The 14,749-nt window shown below is 55.8% G+C and carries 12 protein-coding genes; 6 read left to right on the forward strand and 6 right to left on the reverse strand.

What is annotated here, in order from left to right; translation table 11 throughout:
- The first annotated feature begins 206 nt into the window (after positions 1 to 206).
- The 3 genes from P6287_RS09835 to aldA all read left to right on the forward strand — a co-directional run bounded on the left by P6287_RS09835 (position 207) and on the right by aldA (position 2,281).
- Positions 207 to 530 carry a hypothetical protein gene (locus P6287_RS09835; RefSeq protein ID WP_101764337.1) on the forward strand — a complete coding sequence of 108 codons (324 nt, stop codon included), beginning with the start codon at positions 207 to 209 and terminating at the stop codon, positions 528 to 530.
- A 14-nt stretch (positions 531 to 544) separates the two neighbouring features.
- Positions 545 to 643: a YoaK family small membrane protein gene (locus P6287_RS09840; protein WP_008108862.1), complete on the forward strand. Its 99-nt coding sequence runs from the start codon at positions 545 to 547 to the stop codon at positions 641 to 643.
- A 201-nt stretch (positions 644 to 844) separates the two neighbouring features.
- Positions 845 to 2,281 (forward strand): aldehyde dehydrogenase, encoded by a 1,437-nt coding sequence (aldA, locus tag P6287_RS09845; RefSeq protein ID WP_277974896.1) that lies wholly within the window; start codon positions 845 to 847, stop codon positions 2,279 to 2,281.
- A gap of 401 nt (positions 2,282 to 2,682) precedes the next feature.
- Here aldA and P6287_RS09850 read toward each other — a convergent pair whose 3' ends face one another.
- Entirely contained in the window at positions 2,683 to 3,957 is a 1,275-nt protein-coding gene (locus P6287_RS09850) for an MFS transporter (protein ID WP_277973633.1), read from the reverse strand.
- A complete protein-coding gene (locus P6287_RS09855) occupies positions 3,954 to 5,375 on the reverse strand; it encodes a M20 family metallopeptidase (protein ID WP_277973634.1) in 1,422 nt (473 codons plus the stop codon). Before P6287_RS09855 ends, P6287_RS09850 begins: the two co-directional genes overlap by 4 nt.
- Before the next feature lie 148 nt (positions 5,376 to 5,523).
- Here P6287_RS09855 and P6287_RS09860 point away from each other — a divergent pair, with 148 nt between their 5' ends.
- Positions 5,524 to 6,450 carry a LysR family transcriptional regulator gene (locus P6287_RS09860; protein WP_192233930.1) on the forward strand — a complete coding sequence of 309 codons (927 nt, stop codon included), beginning with the start codon at positions 5,524 to 5,526 and terminating at the stop codon, positions 6,448 to 6,450.
- Between the two features lies 1 nt (position 6,451).
- Here the strand turns inward: P6287_RS09860 and P6287_RS09865 are convergent, their stop codons facing one another.
- Positions 6,452 to 8,047, reverse strand: a complete 1,596-nt coding sequence (locus tag P6287_RS09865; protein WP_277974924.1) for an ABC transporter substrate-binding protein — start codon at positions 8,045 to 8,047, stop codon at positions 6,452 to 6,454.
- 126 nt (positions 8,048 to 8,173) lie between these two features.
- On the opposite strand from P6287_RS09865, the gene pepT reads away from it, so the two are divergent.
- Positions 8,174 to 9,400 carry a peptidase T gene (gene pepT / locus P6287_RS09870; RefSeq protein WP_137385839.1) on the forward strand — a complete coding sequence of 409 codons (1,227 nt, stop codon included), beginning with the start codon at positions 8,174 to 8,176 and terminating at the stop codon, positions 9,398 to 9,400.
- A gap of 542 nt (positions 9,401 to 9,942) precedes the next feature.
- On the opposite strand, the gene P6287_RS09875 is transcribed toward pepT, so the two are convergent.
- Positions 9,943 to 10,722 carry a transporter substrate-binding domain-containing protein gene (locus tag P6287_RS09875; protein WP_192411793.1) on the reverse strand — a complete coding sequence of 260 codons (780 nt, stop codon included), beginning with the start codon at positions 10,720 to 10,722 and terminating at the stop codon, positions 9,943 to 9,945.
- 16 nt (positions 10,723 to 10,738) lie between these two features.
- Positions 10,739 to 11,905, reverse strand: coding sequence for a methionine aminotransferase (locus tag P6287_RS09880; protein WP_192411792.1), 1,167 nt, complete (start codon positions 11,903 to 11,905; stop codon positions 10,739 to 10,741).
- A gap of 126 nt (positions 11,906 to 12,031) precedes the next feature.
- On the opposite strand from P6287_RS09880, the gene P6287_RS09885 reads away from it, so the two are divergent.
- Positions 12,032 to 12,874: a LysR substrate-binding domain-containing protein gene (locus tag P6287_RS09885; RefSeq protein ID WP_192233938.1), complete on the forward strand. Its 843-nt coding sequence runs from the start codon at positions 12,032 to 12,034 to the stop codon at positions 12,872 to 12,874.
- Here the strand turns inward: P6287_RS09885 and P6287_RS09890 are convergent.
- Entirely contained in the window at positions 12,871 to 14,538 is a 1,668-nt protein-coding gene (locus P6287_RS09890) for a methyl-accepting chemotaxis protein (protein WP_192411791.1), read from the reverse strand. The two genes, P6287_RS09885 and P6287_RS09890, sit on opposite strands and share 4 nt — an antisense overlap.
- Positions 14,539 to 14,749 lie beyond the last annotated feature (211 nt).

Consider the following 14,749-nt stretch of genomic DNA (forward strand, 5'->3'; position numbering starts at 1 on the left):
CATTCGCAGGCAGGTCACGGGGTGATTTTTATAAGTGGCTTATTCTTCAACATATTTTTCTATTGTGCTGTGCCGATCAGCACAGTTTTTGATTCACTGCCACTGCAACAGTTAACATGGCAGTCACACAAAGCCGCGTACCAGACTTTCCCCGCAGGCGTTTAATCCGTATAACGTTGGGAAAATCATCAGGACGAAGGATTGAGATGAATACCAAAAGATTGCGGCTGTTGCTGTCACAATCGGTGAGCCGCGTGATGCTGGATGACATCCGGGCCATCGTGCCGGCGCAGGCGCTGAACGTCTTTATTAATGGATTAGATGAAGCACATTACGCCACACTGGATTGCGTGCAGAGCGAGGAGAATTGCGCCCTGCTGGCTTCGGTGATTGTGGTGTGGCGACAGCTGGGTCACGTTCATGCGATTCATTATCAGAAAGGTGAGCATCTGCGTCAGGTCGACGACGCCACGCAATTCCAGCTGTTCAGTATGATGAAAACCCATCGCGCGATCGTGCAGATCGCTTAACTCTCGGGATGACTATGAAAATCGGACTGCTTTTCCCAATTGCCATCATCATTGCTGGCGTCAGTTTTTTGGCGTGGTTTATTGCCAGCGGCGCGGCGATGCCAGGTTCCTGACATTTTTTAACATACCTTAAATCACCACTAAGCCGCTGAAAGCGCGGCATTTCGCCAGGAATGCTGCGTCTGTCGTGCTGTTCTTCCCTTCTTTGCCATCCCTCAAGTCGCATTGGCAATAGCAAAAAGGTGCTACACCCTGATCTGTTTCACTCTGCAATTCACAAATCTTTAACGAAACCGATCGCGGAGAACCTGCACATGACAACACACCATCAACATTATATTAATGGCGCGTTTGTTGCCGATCAGAACGATAAGTGGATAGAAGTGATTAACCCAGCAACTGAGGCATTACTTTCGCGCGTGCCGGAAGGCAGTAAACACGACGCCGCGCAGGCCATCGACGCTGCTGAAGTGGCGCAGCCGAATTGGGAAGCGCTCCCCCCCGTTGAACGCGGCAACTGGCTGCGCAAAATTGCCGCTGCTATTCGTCAGCGTGAACCGGAACTGACCGCCACTATCGTCGCCGAAGGCGGAAAAACCCAGGGTCTGGCGCAAACTGAAGTACTGTTTACCGCTGATTATCTTGAGTACATGGCCGAATGGGCACGCCGTTATGATGGCGAGATCGTTAATAGCGATCGTCCCAACGAAAATATCTTTGTATTCAGGAAAGCGATTGGCGTCACCACCGGCATTCTGCCGTGGAACTTCCCCTTCTTCCTGATTGCACGTAAAGCCGCGCCCGCGCTGGTAACCGGCAATACCATTGTTATCAAGCCAAGTGAGCTGACGCCTAACAATGCGGCGATTTTTGCGCACATCATCCATGAAATTGGTCTGCCAAAAGGCGTGATCAACTTTGTTTACGGCTATGGGCCGGAGATTGGTCAGGAGCTGGCAGGCAACCCGAAAGTCGGCTTAGTCAGTCTGACCGGCAGCGTCAACGCCGGTATCGCCACCATGGAAGCTGCAGCGAAAAATGTCACCAAAGTATCACTGGAGCTGGGCGGAAAAGCGCCGGCCATCGTCATGGATGATGCCGATCTCGATCTGGCGGTCAAAGCGATTGTTAGCTCTCGCGTGATCAACACCGGACAGGTGTGTAACTGTGCTGAGCGCGTTTACGTGCAGGAAGGCATCTACGATCGCTTTATCAGTGCGCTGACTGCCGCCATGCAGCAGGTGAAGTTTGGTAATCCGGCCGAGCAAAACGATATCGATATGGGGCCGCTAATCACTGCGGCCGCGCTGGAACGCGTTGAGCAGAAAGTGGCGAACGCGGTCGCGGATGGCGGCAAAGTAGTGCTAGGCGGGAAGCGTGCAGGCAGCAAAGGCTTCTATTTTGAACCAACCATTATCACGGGCGTGCGTCAGGATATGGAGATCATGCAGCAGGAGATTTTTGGTCCAGTGCTGCCAGTGATGACCTTTAAAACCCTTGATGAAGCCGTAGCGCTGGCGAATGACTGTGAATATGGTCTGACCTCATCGATTTACACTCAGAACCTCAACACCGCGATGGTTGCCCTGCGTAAGTTGAAGTTTGGTGAAACCTATATCAACCGCGAGAACTTCGAAGCGATGCAAGGCTTCCATGCGGGCTGGCGTAAATCGGGCATTGGCGGCGCTGATGGCCGTCACGGTTTGGAAGAGTTCTTGCAGACGCACGTGGCATATTTGCAGTTCTCGTAGGATCGACATTCATGGCGTAATGCTTGTCAATTAAGCCAACGACGAGGGCGCAGGCCGGTGGCACTTTTGGTCCGGCGGTCCTCGCGCCGCTAGCGCGGTACCTTCACTTCGCTCGTCTGCCTGACGGACCGGTGGAGACGGGACGTCCTTGTCCCGGCTCCACCTTTCGCCCGCTTCCTGCGGGCTCTCCTGGCTTCCTCGCTTCGTTCAGCGCTGCGGATTGCCTGCCCAAAAGTGCCCCCGGCCTGCTTTAAAGCTTCAGTGCGTGTTTCTGAAAAGGGCACATTTGCCAGAGGCTCTGCCGCAGCAGATGTGTCAGAGCCCGCACCAGATTTAAAGCAAAATGGTTTCTTAACGGACAAGCATTACGCCATAAGTGGCGACCTGTAACCCTGAAACCTTTATGAAACCCGCTTCTGGCTGCGCAGCAGCGCCAGGCCGCTTAACACCGACATCGCCATCAGATAATAACCGGGCGCCAGACTGGTGCCGGTCACGCTAATTAGCAGTGTACAAATCAGCGGTGCAAAGCCACCAAACACCGTAACCGCCACGTTATAGCTGATCGCCATGCCGCTGGCGCGCGTACCCATCGGGAACAGATCCGCCATCACCGACGGCACCGTTGAGAAGTAGATCGACTTCAGCAGCGCCATCCAGCACACCAGCAAAATCAACGTAGTCGGCGTGGTGTGATCAACCACCAGCTTAAACGCCGGATAGATGGTGACGATCAGCAAAACCAACGATCCCCACATCAGCGGCACGCGCCCCACCCGCTCGGCCCATAACCCCATAATGGGCGTGACCACCGTCAGAATCACGCCCGCCAACAAGGTAGCAGTAAACGCCACGCTGCCCGACAGGTGCAAATTTTTGGTGGCGTAAGTCGGCACATAGTTCAGCATGTAGTTCACCGCAGTCGAAATCACCATCAGGCCGATCGCCAACAGCATCAACTCCTTCTGGCGACCAAACAGACTTTTCAGCGGCGCGGCTTCCGGTTTGTGCTCAGCAAAGCTCGCCGGTTCATGTACGTGACGTCGGATATAGATCCCCAGCGGGCCAATCAGCAGGCCGAAGGCGAAGGGAATACGCCATCCCCAATCCTGAATCTGGCTTTCGCTGAGAATCTGCGTCAGTCCGAGTCCAAATGCCGACGCCATCAACGTACTGGCGCCCTGCGTGGCGAACTGCCAGCTGGCGATAAAGGCTTTGCGCTCCGGGAAGTGTTCAACCAGGAACGCCGTCGAGCTGCCAAATTCGCCCCCGGCAGAGAACCCCTGCACCAGACGCGCCAGCAAAATCAGCAGCGGTGCCATCAGGCCAATGCTGCTGTAGCTCGGCATAAAGGTGATGACCGCGCCGCCGAGCATCATCAGGTTGATCGATAAAAGCAGCGCTTTTTTTCGACCGTGACGATCGGCATAGTTGCCCAGCACAATCGCGCCCAGCGGACGAATCAGGAATGACACACCAAAACTGCCAAAGGTCAGCAACATTGAAACCGACGGATCGCTGGTAGGAAAGAAGGCATGCGCAATGTAGCTGGCAAAAAAGCCGTACACGGCGATATCAAACCACTCCAGCGCGTTACCGATGCAGGTCGCGAACAGCGTTTTGTGCAGATTGGGCTTCGCTGCGTTCAACGGCATCGTGGTATTTAATGTACTCATTGGCCACCTCCAACGTGCGCACGATGCTGCGCCACCAGTTCCGTTCCCTGCTCGCCGAGATCCCACAGCAGACGCGTCATAATCTGCAAACCTTCGCGGGCAATCGATTTCAACATATGCTCGTTGACGCCATGCTGGCCGCAAGCTGGATACGAGTGCGGCACCCACAAGGTTGGCAAACCGAGAATGTCGGAGAACACGTCATTGGGCAGCGAGCCGCCAAGATTAGGCAGCAGCGCCGGTTTCTTGCCGCTGGTTTCCACCATGCTGGTCAGCACCCAGTTGACCAGCGGATCGGTGGGATCAAGGCGTGTCGCGGGCGATCCGCGCATAAACTCCACCTCCACATAGTCAAAACCGTGCTGATGCAGATGGGCGCGCACATGCTGGGCGAGATTTTCCCAGTCGGTACCCACCACAAAACGCAGCTGACAAACGGCGGTGGCGCTGCCTGGAATAGCATTCATCGGACGCGCCGGATTGCCGGTGAGAAACGACAACACTTCCAGCGTGTTCCAGCCATACAGGCGTTCGGTTGGCGTCAGTCCCGGCTCGCCCCAGTTCACGTCGATATCGGGATCGCCCGGCATGCCGCCCACCTCGATATCGCCGAGAATATCTCGCACCTGCGGCGTCAAAGAGTTGGGTTTCAGCGCCTCAACCTGCAACACGCCCTGCGCGTTGACCAGCGAAGCGATGGCGTTGGCCAACTGCGTACCCGGATTGCTCAACAATCCGCCCCAGTTGCCGGAGTGATAAGCGTTGTCACGCGCGTTAACGGTCAAACGGAAATTAACCGCGCCGCGTGAGCCCAGGAACAGCGTCGGACGAACCGCATTGAGGCGCGGACCGTCTGAAGCAATAAACAGATCGGCTTGCAGCAGCTCGCCATGCTGCTGGCACAACTGCGCCAGCCCTGGCGAGCTGATCTCTTCACCCATCTCGAACAGTATTTTGCAGTTAAAGCCCAGGCTGCTGCCGCGCAACGCAAACACCTGCTCCAGCGCCGCCAGATTGACGCAGTGCTGGCCCTTATTATCTGCGCTGCCGCGCGCATACCAGCGATCGCCCTCTTCAACCATCTGCCATGGCGATAAGCCGTCGCGCCAGTTTTCATCATCACCAAACACCACATCGCCGTGACCATAGCTGAGCAAGGTTGGCAGCATGGGATCTTCAATGCGTACCGCCACGAGGAACGGTCGATTAGCGGCTTCCGCGTTGTCGATGAAATGCAACGTGAAGCCCAGAGCGATCAGCTGCGGACCGATCTCATCCTGCAAATAGCGCTGTAATTCGTTGTCACGATCGTCGCGCTGGCTTTCCGTACGTTGCGCCACGCGACGCGCCAAAATTCGTTGAAACTCCCCGCTGTCAAAATAAGCGGTGGCCTGTTGAATCGCCTGTTGTGCTGTCATGTTTGCCCTGTCTTTTATTGTTTTGTCGTTAAGGCATCTTTGCGGAAACACTGCTTTGCCACAATTATCAATTTATCGAGTAAGATTTGCTTTTATAGCAAAGCTAGCCTGCCCGATTTCGAGGCATGCACCACCATGAGGCATCCGCATGTTAAGCAGTGAAATCCGCTATTTTCTCGCCGTCGCTAACACTGGCTCGCTCAGCGCCGCCAGCGAACAGCTGTTTGTGGCGGTGTCGGCGATCAGCAGGCAAATTCAGCGGCTGGAAAATCAGGTTGGCGTGCCGCTGTTTGCGCGTCACGCGCGCGGCATGGTATTGAACGAAGCGGGGGAAATCTTTGCACATCACGTACGTAAGAACCTGCTGGATATGGAGTATGCGCTGGCGGAAATTAAGGGACTGAAAGCGGTGCGCCGCACGTTGATTCGCGTGGCCTGCACCGATGGGCTGGCGTTTACGCTGCTACCGCGTTTGATCGCAGATTTTCGCAATGACAATCCGGGCGTGCTGTTTGATGTGAAAGTCGCCAGCACGCAAGGCGTGGCGGAAGCGCTGCGCAACGGCGAGTGTGACGTGGCGCTGCAGTTTAGTCTTCACGCTGAGCGCGGTGTGGAAGTGATGGGTTCGTGGCCGGCACCGGTATTAATCGTGATGCATCAAACGCATCCGCTGGCCAACGCGCCGCAGGTCACGCTCGCCGATCTCAGTCACTATCCGCTGGCCTTGCCGCAGCAAAACACCACCGTGCGGCAACTGTTTGAGCTCGCCAGCCATATGAACGGCAGCCTGGTTGAGCCGGTGATGACCTGCGATACCTTTTCGATGCTGTTTCAATTCCTGCTGCGTACGCCACAGGCGGTGACAATTTGCAGCGCCTTTACCGTGCTGCAGGAAGCGGAAACGCACGGTTTGATTTTGCGCTCGGTAGGCATCGATCAGCTGAGCCAGCGCACCTTGCAGCTGCAGACGCAATCAGGGCGACCTCGCAGTGCCGCCCTAAATGTGTTTCTCACCTTTTTGCTGCAACAGCTGGATGCGTTAGAGGAACCGCTGCGCCAGCGCTGGAAGCCGTGACTCAGTTCTTGATATCCACCGGGTAGAAGATGTGTTTACCGAACGGATCGACCTGATAACCACTCACCGATTTGCGCACCGGCTCGAAGATGGTTGAGTGAGCAATCATCACCGCTGGCATTTGGTCATGCATAATCTGCTGCGCTTGCTGATACAGCGCCACGCGTTTGTCGTGATTTTGCTCGGCGCGCGCTTCGGTAATGATCTTCTCAAACGGCTGATAACACCATTTCGACGAGTTGGAGCCGCCATTCGCCGAGGTGCAGCTGTAAAGCGGACCGAAGAAGTTATCCGGATCGCCGGTCGCCGTGGTCCAGCCCATCAGCGCCGCCTGATGCTCACCACCTTTCACGCGCTTAAGGTATTCACCCCACTCATAACTGACGATATTGGCTTTGATACCCACGTAGGCCCAGTCCGCCTGAATCATCTCCGCCATTCGTCGCGCATTCGGGTTATACGGTCGCTGTACCGGCATCGCCCACAGGGCGATTTCGGTGCCTGGCTTAATCCCCGCCTCCTGCAGCAGCGCTTTGGCTTTCTGCGGATCGTAGTCGTAATCCTTCAGATCTTTATCCGCACTCCACACGTCCGGCGGCAGGATGTTTTTCGCTACCGTGCCAGTACCTTTGAAGATGGCATCAATGATCGCCTGCTTATTGATCGCCATCGCCAGCGCCTGACGCACCTTGACGTTATCCAGCGGTGCTTTGGTGGTGTTGAACGACAGGAAACCGGTATTCAGGCCTGATTTCTGTTCCAGCGTTAAATCGGGATTGGTGCGCATCTTCTCCAGATCGGCCGGATTGGGGAACGGCATAATCTGGCATTCGTTTTTCTCCAGCTTGGCATAACGCACCGAGGCGTCCGGCGTGATCGAGAAGACAATACGATCAAGTTTCGCCTTGCCCTGCCAGTATTCCGGGAAGGCTTTATAGAGAATGCGTGAATCTTTTTGATACTGCACCAGCTCAAACGGCCCGGTGCCAATCGGCTCCATATCGACCTTCTCCGGCGTGCCGGCTTTCAACATCTGGTCGGCGTATTCAGCCGAATGGATCGAGGCAAAATACCAGGCTAAGTCGGCGAGGAATGGCGCTTCAGCGTGAGCTAAGGTGATGCGCACGGTATTGTCATCGACCTTCTCAATGCTGGTGATCAGCTTCGCCAGCTCGAGGCTTTCGAAGTTGGCATAGTTACCGCCGGAGACATTGTGGTAGGGGTTTTTGGCATCCATCTGGCGCATAAACGAGAAGATTACGTCGTCGGCGTTAAAATCGCGCGACGGCTTAAACAGCTTGTTGCTCTGGAATTTCACCCCTTTGCGCAGATGGAAGGTGTAGACCTTACCATCCGGGCTGATATCCCAGCTCTCGGCGAGGCTCGGCACCAGTTCGGTGGTGCCGGGCGTGAAGTCCACCAGGCGGTTGAAAATCGGTACCGCGCTGGCATCGACGCTGGTTCCCGATGTGTACAATTGCGGGTTAAAGTTCTCTGGCGATCCTTCTGAACAGTACACCAGCGTTTTTGCCGAAACCCCGCCCGCGACCGCCAAGCCGATTGCAGTGAGAGTGAGATTTGCCATCATTTTTTTCATCATGATCCTCGCTTTTTATTGACTTCCATGAGTCTGCTTCGTTATGTAATGTTCATCTGATTAATAAATAACATGATTTAACCAGCACGCGTACTACAGACGCCGCAATGCTAATAAGGAATTGTGATGACAGACCAACTTGCCAGCCAATTGACCCAGCGTTTCTACCGTTATCTGGCGGTTTCCAGCCAGAGCGATGCCAAATCAACCACGCTGCCGAGTACGCCGTCCCAACATGCGATGGCGGAGTTACTGGCCAAGGAGCTGGGCGAATTGGGTTTGCAGGATATCGTGATTGACCAGCACGCCACGGTCACTGCGGTGAAACCCGGCAATCGCCCTGATGCGCCGCGTATCGGTTTTATCACCCATATTGATACCGTGGATGTTGGCCTGTCGCCGGATATCCACCCGCAAACCCTCAGGTTCACCGGGGAAGATCTGTGCCTTAACAGCACGCAGGACATCTGGCTGCGCGTGGCGGAACATCCGGAGATCAAACCTTATCTCGGGCAGGAGATTATTTTCAGCGACGGCACCAGCGTGCTGGGCGCCGATAACAAAGCAGCGGTGACGGTGGTGATGACGTTGCTGGAGAACCTGCGCGGCGATCACGGTGATATCGTGGTGGCGTTTGTGCCCGATGAAGAGATTGGCCTGCGCGGTGCAAAAGCGCTGGATCTGGAGCAGCGCTTTAACGTCGATTTCGCCTGGACTATCGACTGCTGCGAGCTGGGTGAAGTAGTGTATGAAAACTTCAATGCTGCCGCCGCTGAGCTGGTGTTTACCGGCGTGCCGGCGCATCCGATGTCGGGCAAAGGCGTATTGGTCAATCCGCTGCTGATGGCGCATGACTTCATCTCCCGCTTCGATCGCTTAAAAACCCCCGAGCATACCGAAGGCCGCGAAGGTTATATCTGGTTTAACGATATGAATGCCAACGCCAGCCGCGCGGTGTTGAAAGCCTCGATTCGTGATTTCGATTTGCAGGGTTTTGATGCGAAGAAACAGCAACTGGTGGAAGTGGCCGATGAAATCGCCGCGCGTTATCCCACCGGCCATGTAGCGCTGACGATTAACGATACTTACAGCAATATCAGTAATGCGATTGGTGAAGATCGCCGCGCAATTGACCTGATTTTTGCCGCGTTAGAGCAAGTGGGCGTGGAACCGAAGGTGATCCCGATGCGCGGCGGCACCGACGGTGCAGCGCTGTCAGCGAAAGGATTATTGACGCCGAACTTCTTCACCGGCGCGCACAATTTCCATTCGCGTTTTGAGTTTTTGCCGGTTCCCTCATTTGTGAAGTCGTATCAGGTGGCCGAAGCGTTGTGTTATTTAGCCGCGAAATAAAAGAAGAAGGTCGTCATAAATGACGACACGAACTCCTGCGGGCGCTGACACATCTGCTGCGTCACGGGCCGTCCTCGCGCCGCTAGCGCGGTGCCTTCGGCTTCCACGTCGTGCCAACGGACCGTTCGCGGATCGGCCGTCCTGGCCGACCCCGAACTGCCTCACGCATCCCTGCGTGAGGCTCCTGGCCCAACGTAAAAGCCTCAGCGCTGCGAATAGCCCTTTTGCCGCAGCAGACGTGCCAGCGCCTCTCAAAATTGAGCCGTTTTCAACAACATGTACGGAAGCTAAGAAGCAGGCCGGGGCCACTTTTGGGCAGGCAATCCGCAGCGCTGAACGAAGCGAGGAAGCCAGGAGAGCCCGCAGGACGCGGGCGAAAGGCGGAGCCGGGACATGGAAGTCCCGTCTCCGCCGGTCCGTCAGGCAGACGAACGAAGTGAAGGAACCGCGTAAGCGGCGAGAGGACCGCCGGACCAAAAGTGGCCCCGGCCTGCGCAAACACCGTTGGTTAAACCGGCAAGCATTACGCGACCTGTTTTAAGTTATTTGCTCGCTGAAACATCAATCCCAGGGAAGAATTTCGCCGCCAGCTTAGTGACGGTGCCATCGGCTTGCACCTTGGTGATTGCCGCATCCAGCTCTTGTTTCAGTTTGTCATCGCCTTTACGCAGGCCAAAACCGATACCGGTGCCGAGAATGGTGTCATCTTCTACCGGCTTGCCGGCAAAGGCGAAACCTTTACCCTGCGGCTTTTCGAGGAAGCCCGATTGACCGGCAGCTGACATCACCAGCGTGCCGTCAAGACGACCGGCAATCATGTCGTTATAAACCTGGTTCTGATCCTGATAAGAGGTCACCGTAACGCCCTGCGCTTCCCAGTGCTTCTTGGCATAGGTTTCCTGAATCGAACCCTGCAGCACACCGATGTTTTTGCCTTTCAGTGATTCGGCGGTTGGCAGCAGCTTCTCGCCCTCTTTCACGATTAACATGGTCGGAATGCGGTAGATCGGCTTAGTGAAGTCGATGCTTTTCGCCCGCGCTTCGGTGATGTTCATTGCGGAGTTAATGGCATCAAATTTTTTCGCCTGCAGCGCCGGAATCAACGCATCAAAGCTGCTTTCCACCCACTTACAGTCGAAGTTGCCTACCTGACAAATCGCTTTACCCAGTTCGATGTCGAAACCTTCCAGTTCACCCTGCGCGTTGCGGCTCTCAAAGGGCGGATACTGTGATTCAAGACCATAGCGTAAGGTTTCCTGCGCCAGCGCGTGCGCCGAAGTCAGCATGCCCAAAGCGACAAACAGTGCGTTCAATTTTTTCATTATATTTACCCCTAAGTTACCCTTTGACCTGGCAGAGCGCTTCTGCACCGGCCTGAAGTGTTGCGTCGTCTTTTGCGAATGACAGGCGAATTAATTTATTGTCAGTGCCGTCCATATAAAACGCCGACAGCGGAATGGTGGCCACACCGTGATCGACGATGAGACGTTTTACCATTTCGCTATCACTTTCGTCACTGAAATGTCCGTAGCTGGCTAACATAAAGAACGAACCGGCGCTCGGCAGCAGTTTAAACGGCGAATCCTCCATCAAGGTCAGCAGGCGATCGCGCTTCTCCTGATAGAACGGCGACAGCTGCAGATAGTTCTGCGGATTTTGCAGATAGTGAGCAAAACCGACCTGCATCGGCGTATCGGCGGCGTACATCATGAACTGATGGACTTTGACGATCTCTTCCATCAGCGCTGCCGGTGCCAGCGCATAACCCACGCGCCAGCCGGTGACATGGAAGGTTTTACCGAAGGAGGAAACCACCACGCTGCGCTGCGCCAGTTCCGGATGCGTTGCCATGCCGCAGTGCTTACGGCCATCAAACAGGATGTGTTCGTAGACTTCGTCAGACAGCACCACAATATCGGTGTTGCGCGTCAACGCGGCTAACTGATCCAGATCCGCAGCTGACAGCACCTGCGCGCTGGGATTGTGCGGCGTATTGATAATGATCATGCGCGTGCGCGGCGTAATGGTGGCGCGCAGTTCGTCCCAATTGATGGCGAAATCCGGCACCTGCAACTTCAGGCCAATTGGCGTAGCGCCCTGCAGACGGACCACCGGCGCGTAGCTGTCAAACGCCGGCTCGAAGAAGATCACTTCATCGCCTGCGTGGACCAGCGCGGAAATCGCCATGTAAATGCCCTGGCTGGCGCTGCCGGTGATCAGCACTTCGCTGCCGGCATCATAGTGCTGGCCATACAGCGTGTGAACTTTCTCCGCCAGCGCTTCACGCAGCGACGGCAGGCCGGTCATTGAAGCGTATTGGTTATGACCGTCACGCATCGCCTGGCTGACCAGCTCAACCAGCTGGGGATCACACGGGAAGTTGGGTGCGCCTTGCGACAGGTTAATGGCTTTATGCTGCGCCGACAGCTGGCCAATGACGCTAAAAATCGTCGTGCCGACATCGGGCTGTTTGGAAGAGATGTTAACACTGCTGTTCAAGGTCATCGGTGCCTCGTAAGGTTGCATAACCACGTATCGAAAGTAGATTTCTATTCAACGGTGTGCGGCTTGAGTCGACAAGCGAATTGTTGTCATAATAGCCATGATTAAAAATCATAGCTTGAGGTTGTTATGTCCCGCTCTGCTCTGCCGCTCAATGCCATCCACGCGTTTCTGGTCACCGCGCGCCATCTCAATTTGACGCGTGCCGCCAGCGAGCTGTGCATCACCCAAGGCGCGGTGAGCCGTAAAATCGCCACGCTGGAGAGTTGGCTGGGCTTCGCGCTGTTTACCCGCCACGCACGTGGTCTACATCTCACCGAACAAGGTGCCGCGCTGCTGCCGGAATTGCAGCAAGGTTTCGCCATGCTGGTGAATGCCACAGAAAAAGCCAGCCGCAGCAACGCCTCGATTCGCCTGAAAGCGCCTACCTGCGCCATGCGCTGGCTGGTGCCGCGTCTGGTAGCGCTAGAACAGCAGCGGCCAGATATTCACGTAGCGTTGACCACCACACTCGATCATGGCTCGCAGCTCGATAACTTTGACGCGGCGATTGTGTTTGGCCCGTCGCCAGCCGGTTCGATTTGCCTGTTTGAGGAGCGTTTAACGCCGGTGATGGCCAGCAGCGTCACGCCGCCCACGCAGATTGGCGAACTGGCGAAGTTTACTTTTCTGCATCCCACGCCGGATTCACGCGACTGGCAGCTTTGGCTGGCCGGGCTGGATGCCGCGTTGCCAATGGCGCGCAATCAGCATTTCGCCACCATGGATCTCGCGATCAGCGCTGCGATTCAGGGTTTTGGCGTCACGGTGGCGGATGTCACCTTGGTGCAGAACGATGTGGTGAATGGGCGACTGATTGCGCCGTTTGCCACCAGTGTGGCGACCGGCGCAAGCTACAGCCTGTTACAGCGGGCGGAAAAAGATGCGCCACCGTTCCTGCCGGAACTGGTGGCGTGGTTATCTGAGGTTTAGAACGAGACCCATTCGTCAGAGGCTGATTTCGGCTGTGCGAGGCCTGCGCCGGTCAACACCGGCCGACGCAGCGCGGTTGGCGATACCACGACCTTATTCACAGGCGCGCTGTCCGATAGACGGAATTTCGCCACCGAGGCCTGCAGCTCTTGCGTCTGGCGCTCCAGCGCGCTGGCAGCGGCAGAAACTTCCTCAACCAGCGAGGCGTTCTGCTGGGTGACGCTGTCCATCTCGGTGACGGCGGTACCGACCTGCGAAATCCCTTTGCTCTGCTCTTCTGACGCAGCAGCGATGTGCTTCATGATTTCATTCACATCCTGCACCGACTTAAGAATGTCGTGCATGGTGCTACCCGCGCTGCTCACCAGCGCCGACCCTTTTTCCACGCGCTGCACGGAATCTTCGATCAGTGTGGCGATCTCTTTCGCCGCACCGGCGCTGCGCTGCGCCAGATTGCGCACTTCACTGGCCACCACGGCAAAACCGCGGCCCTGTTCACCGGCGCGTGCGGCTTCTACCGCGGCGTTCAGCGCCAGGATGTTGGTCTGGAAAGCGATACTGTTAATCACGCTCGTGATCTCAGCGATCTTCTTCGAGCTGCCTGAGATGCCTTGCATGGTGGTAACCACTTCGCCCACCAACCGTCCGCCCTGCTGTGCGGTGCCGGTAGCGGTTTCAGCCAGCGAACTGGCCTGACGTGCGTTGTCGGCGTTGAACTTCACGGTGGCAGTTAACTGCTCCATGCTGGCCGCCGTTTGCTCCAGCGCGGCCGCCTGCTCTTCGGTACGCGATGAGAGATCGTTGTTGCCGGAGGAGATCTCCGCTGCGCCGCGATAAATGTTTTCAGTGCCGCTGCGAATCGCGCTTACCGCTTCGCGCAGGCTGTCCTGCATGGCACGCAGCAGCGGCACCAGCTTGCCGACGCAGTTACGGCCAAAATCTTCCACCGGCTGGCTGAGGTCGCCCTGCGCAATAATCGTGAAATGGTTACGGATACGCTCCAGTGGTTTCACCAGCATCGCCACCAGATAGCGATCGGTAAACAGCAAGATAAACAAGCCAATCACCACCGCCACCAGAATAATGACTTTAGTGATGCTGGTGAGCTTATCGACGGTGACGCGCGTCTCATCCAGTTTGCTGCCTGCGGCTTTATTGAAGGCTTCCGCGCTGGCACCAAACGCACGACTAAGTGGCGGCGTGACGTTATTGGCTTGCGCACGATAGGCTTCAAGCGTGCCCTGCTGCGCCAGCGATACCTGCGGTGCGATGCCTTCATCGAGCAGTTTTTGCCAGTTGGCGATGACGCTATTGGCGGTCTCCGCATCCATCGGACCTGGCGCCATGGTTTTAAACTGCGCCAGCAGCGTTTTCATATTGTCGAGCGCTTGTTGCACCGGGGTAAAAGCATCAGCACCGACTGCGCTGCCTGAGGCGCGGCCTTCCATCACGCGAGACAGACGCGTAACGACACGAAAATATTGATCATTTCCTTTGCTTAAAATCGTCATTTGATTGACCAGCTGGCGGTCAATCTCGTTGCCCTCGCCGAGGGCGTTCAGTGAGTGGACGCTAAACAGCCCAACGGCACACCACAGCAGGCAAAACAGCCCAAGAATGGTGAGCAATACGGCGCGGATGGTGAAATTTTTTAAGATACCCATACATAATCCCTTGGTGTGAAACGCGAAGGAGGCCCGATAAAATCGGGCATATTGCGTTTATCGGCATCGGATCGGGAAAATGTAACGGTTTTGTAAGCTAATTAATTGCTTACTGACGCGGGTGAGAAATATGCGCTTTTAAGATTTATCAGCAAGATAGGCGAAAATTTGCCTTATAAATTGATTTGCCAGATTACACCATTAGCACGCT

Origin of the sequence: Pantoea sp. X85, assembly GCF_029623675.1 — a bacterium.
Lineage (GTDB): Bacteria > Pseudomonadota > Gammaproteobacteria > Enterobacterales > Enterobacteriaceae > Pantoea > Pantoea leporis.

What these genes read in the sequence shown, in the direction of transcription:
- P6287_RS09860 (WP_192233930.1), top strand. Translation starts at nt 5,524, where the DNA reads ATGTTAAGCAGTGAAATCCGCTATTTTCTCGCCGTCGCTAACACTGGC.
- P6287_RS09875 (WP_192411793.1), bottom strand. Translation starts at nt 10,722, where the DNA reads ATGAAAAAATTGAACGCACTGTTTGTCGCTTTGGGCATGCTGACTTCG.
- P6287_RS09865 (WP_277974924.1), bottom strand. Translation starts at nt 8,047, where the DNA reads ATGAAAAAAATGATGGCAAATCTCACTCTCACTGCAATCGGCTTGGCG.
- P6287_RS09835 (WP_101764337.1), top strand. Translation starts at nt 207, where the DNA reads ATGAATACCAAAAGATTGCGGCTGTTGCTGTCACAATCGGTGAGCCGC.
- P6287_RS09855 (WP_277973634.1), bottom strand. Translation starts at nt 5,375, where the DNA reads ATGACAGCACAACAGGCGATTCAACAGGCCACCGCTTATTTTGACAGC.
- aldA (WP_277974896.1), top strand. Translation starts at nt 845, where the DNA reads ATGACAACACACCATCAACATTATATTAATGGCGCGTTTGTTGCCGAT.
- P6287_RS09840 (WP_008108862.1), top strand. Translation starts at nt 545, where the DNA reads ATGAAAATCGGACTGCTTTTCCCAATTGCCATCATCATTGCTGGCGTC.
- pepT (WP_137385839.1), top strand. Translation starts at nt 8,174, where the DNA reads ATGACAGACCAACTTGCCAGCCAATTGACCCAGCGTTTCTACCGTTAT.
- P6287_RS09880 (WP_192411792.1), bottom strand. Translation starts at nt 11,905, where the DNA reads ATGACCTTGAACAGCAGTGTTAACATCTCTTCCAAACAGCCCGATGTC.
- P6287_RS09885 (WP_192233938.1), top strand. Translation starts at nt 12,032, where the DNA reads ATGTCCCGCTCTGCTCTGCCGCTCAATGCCATCCACGCGTTTCTGGTC.
- P6287_RS09890 (WP_192411791.1), bottom strand. Translation starts at nt 14,538, where the DNA reads ATGGGTATCTTAAAAAATTTCACCATCCGCGCCGTATTGCTCACCATT.
- P6287_RS09850 (WP_277973633.1), bottom strand. Translation starts at nt 3,957, where the DNA reads ATGAGTACATTAAATACCACGATGCCGTTGAACGCAGCGAAGCCCAAT.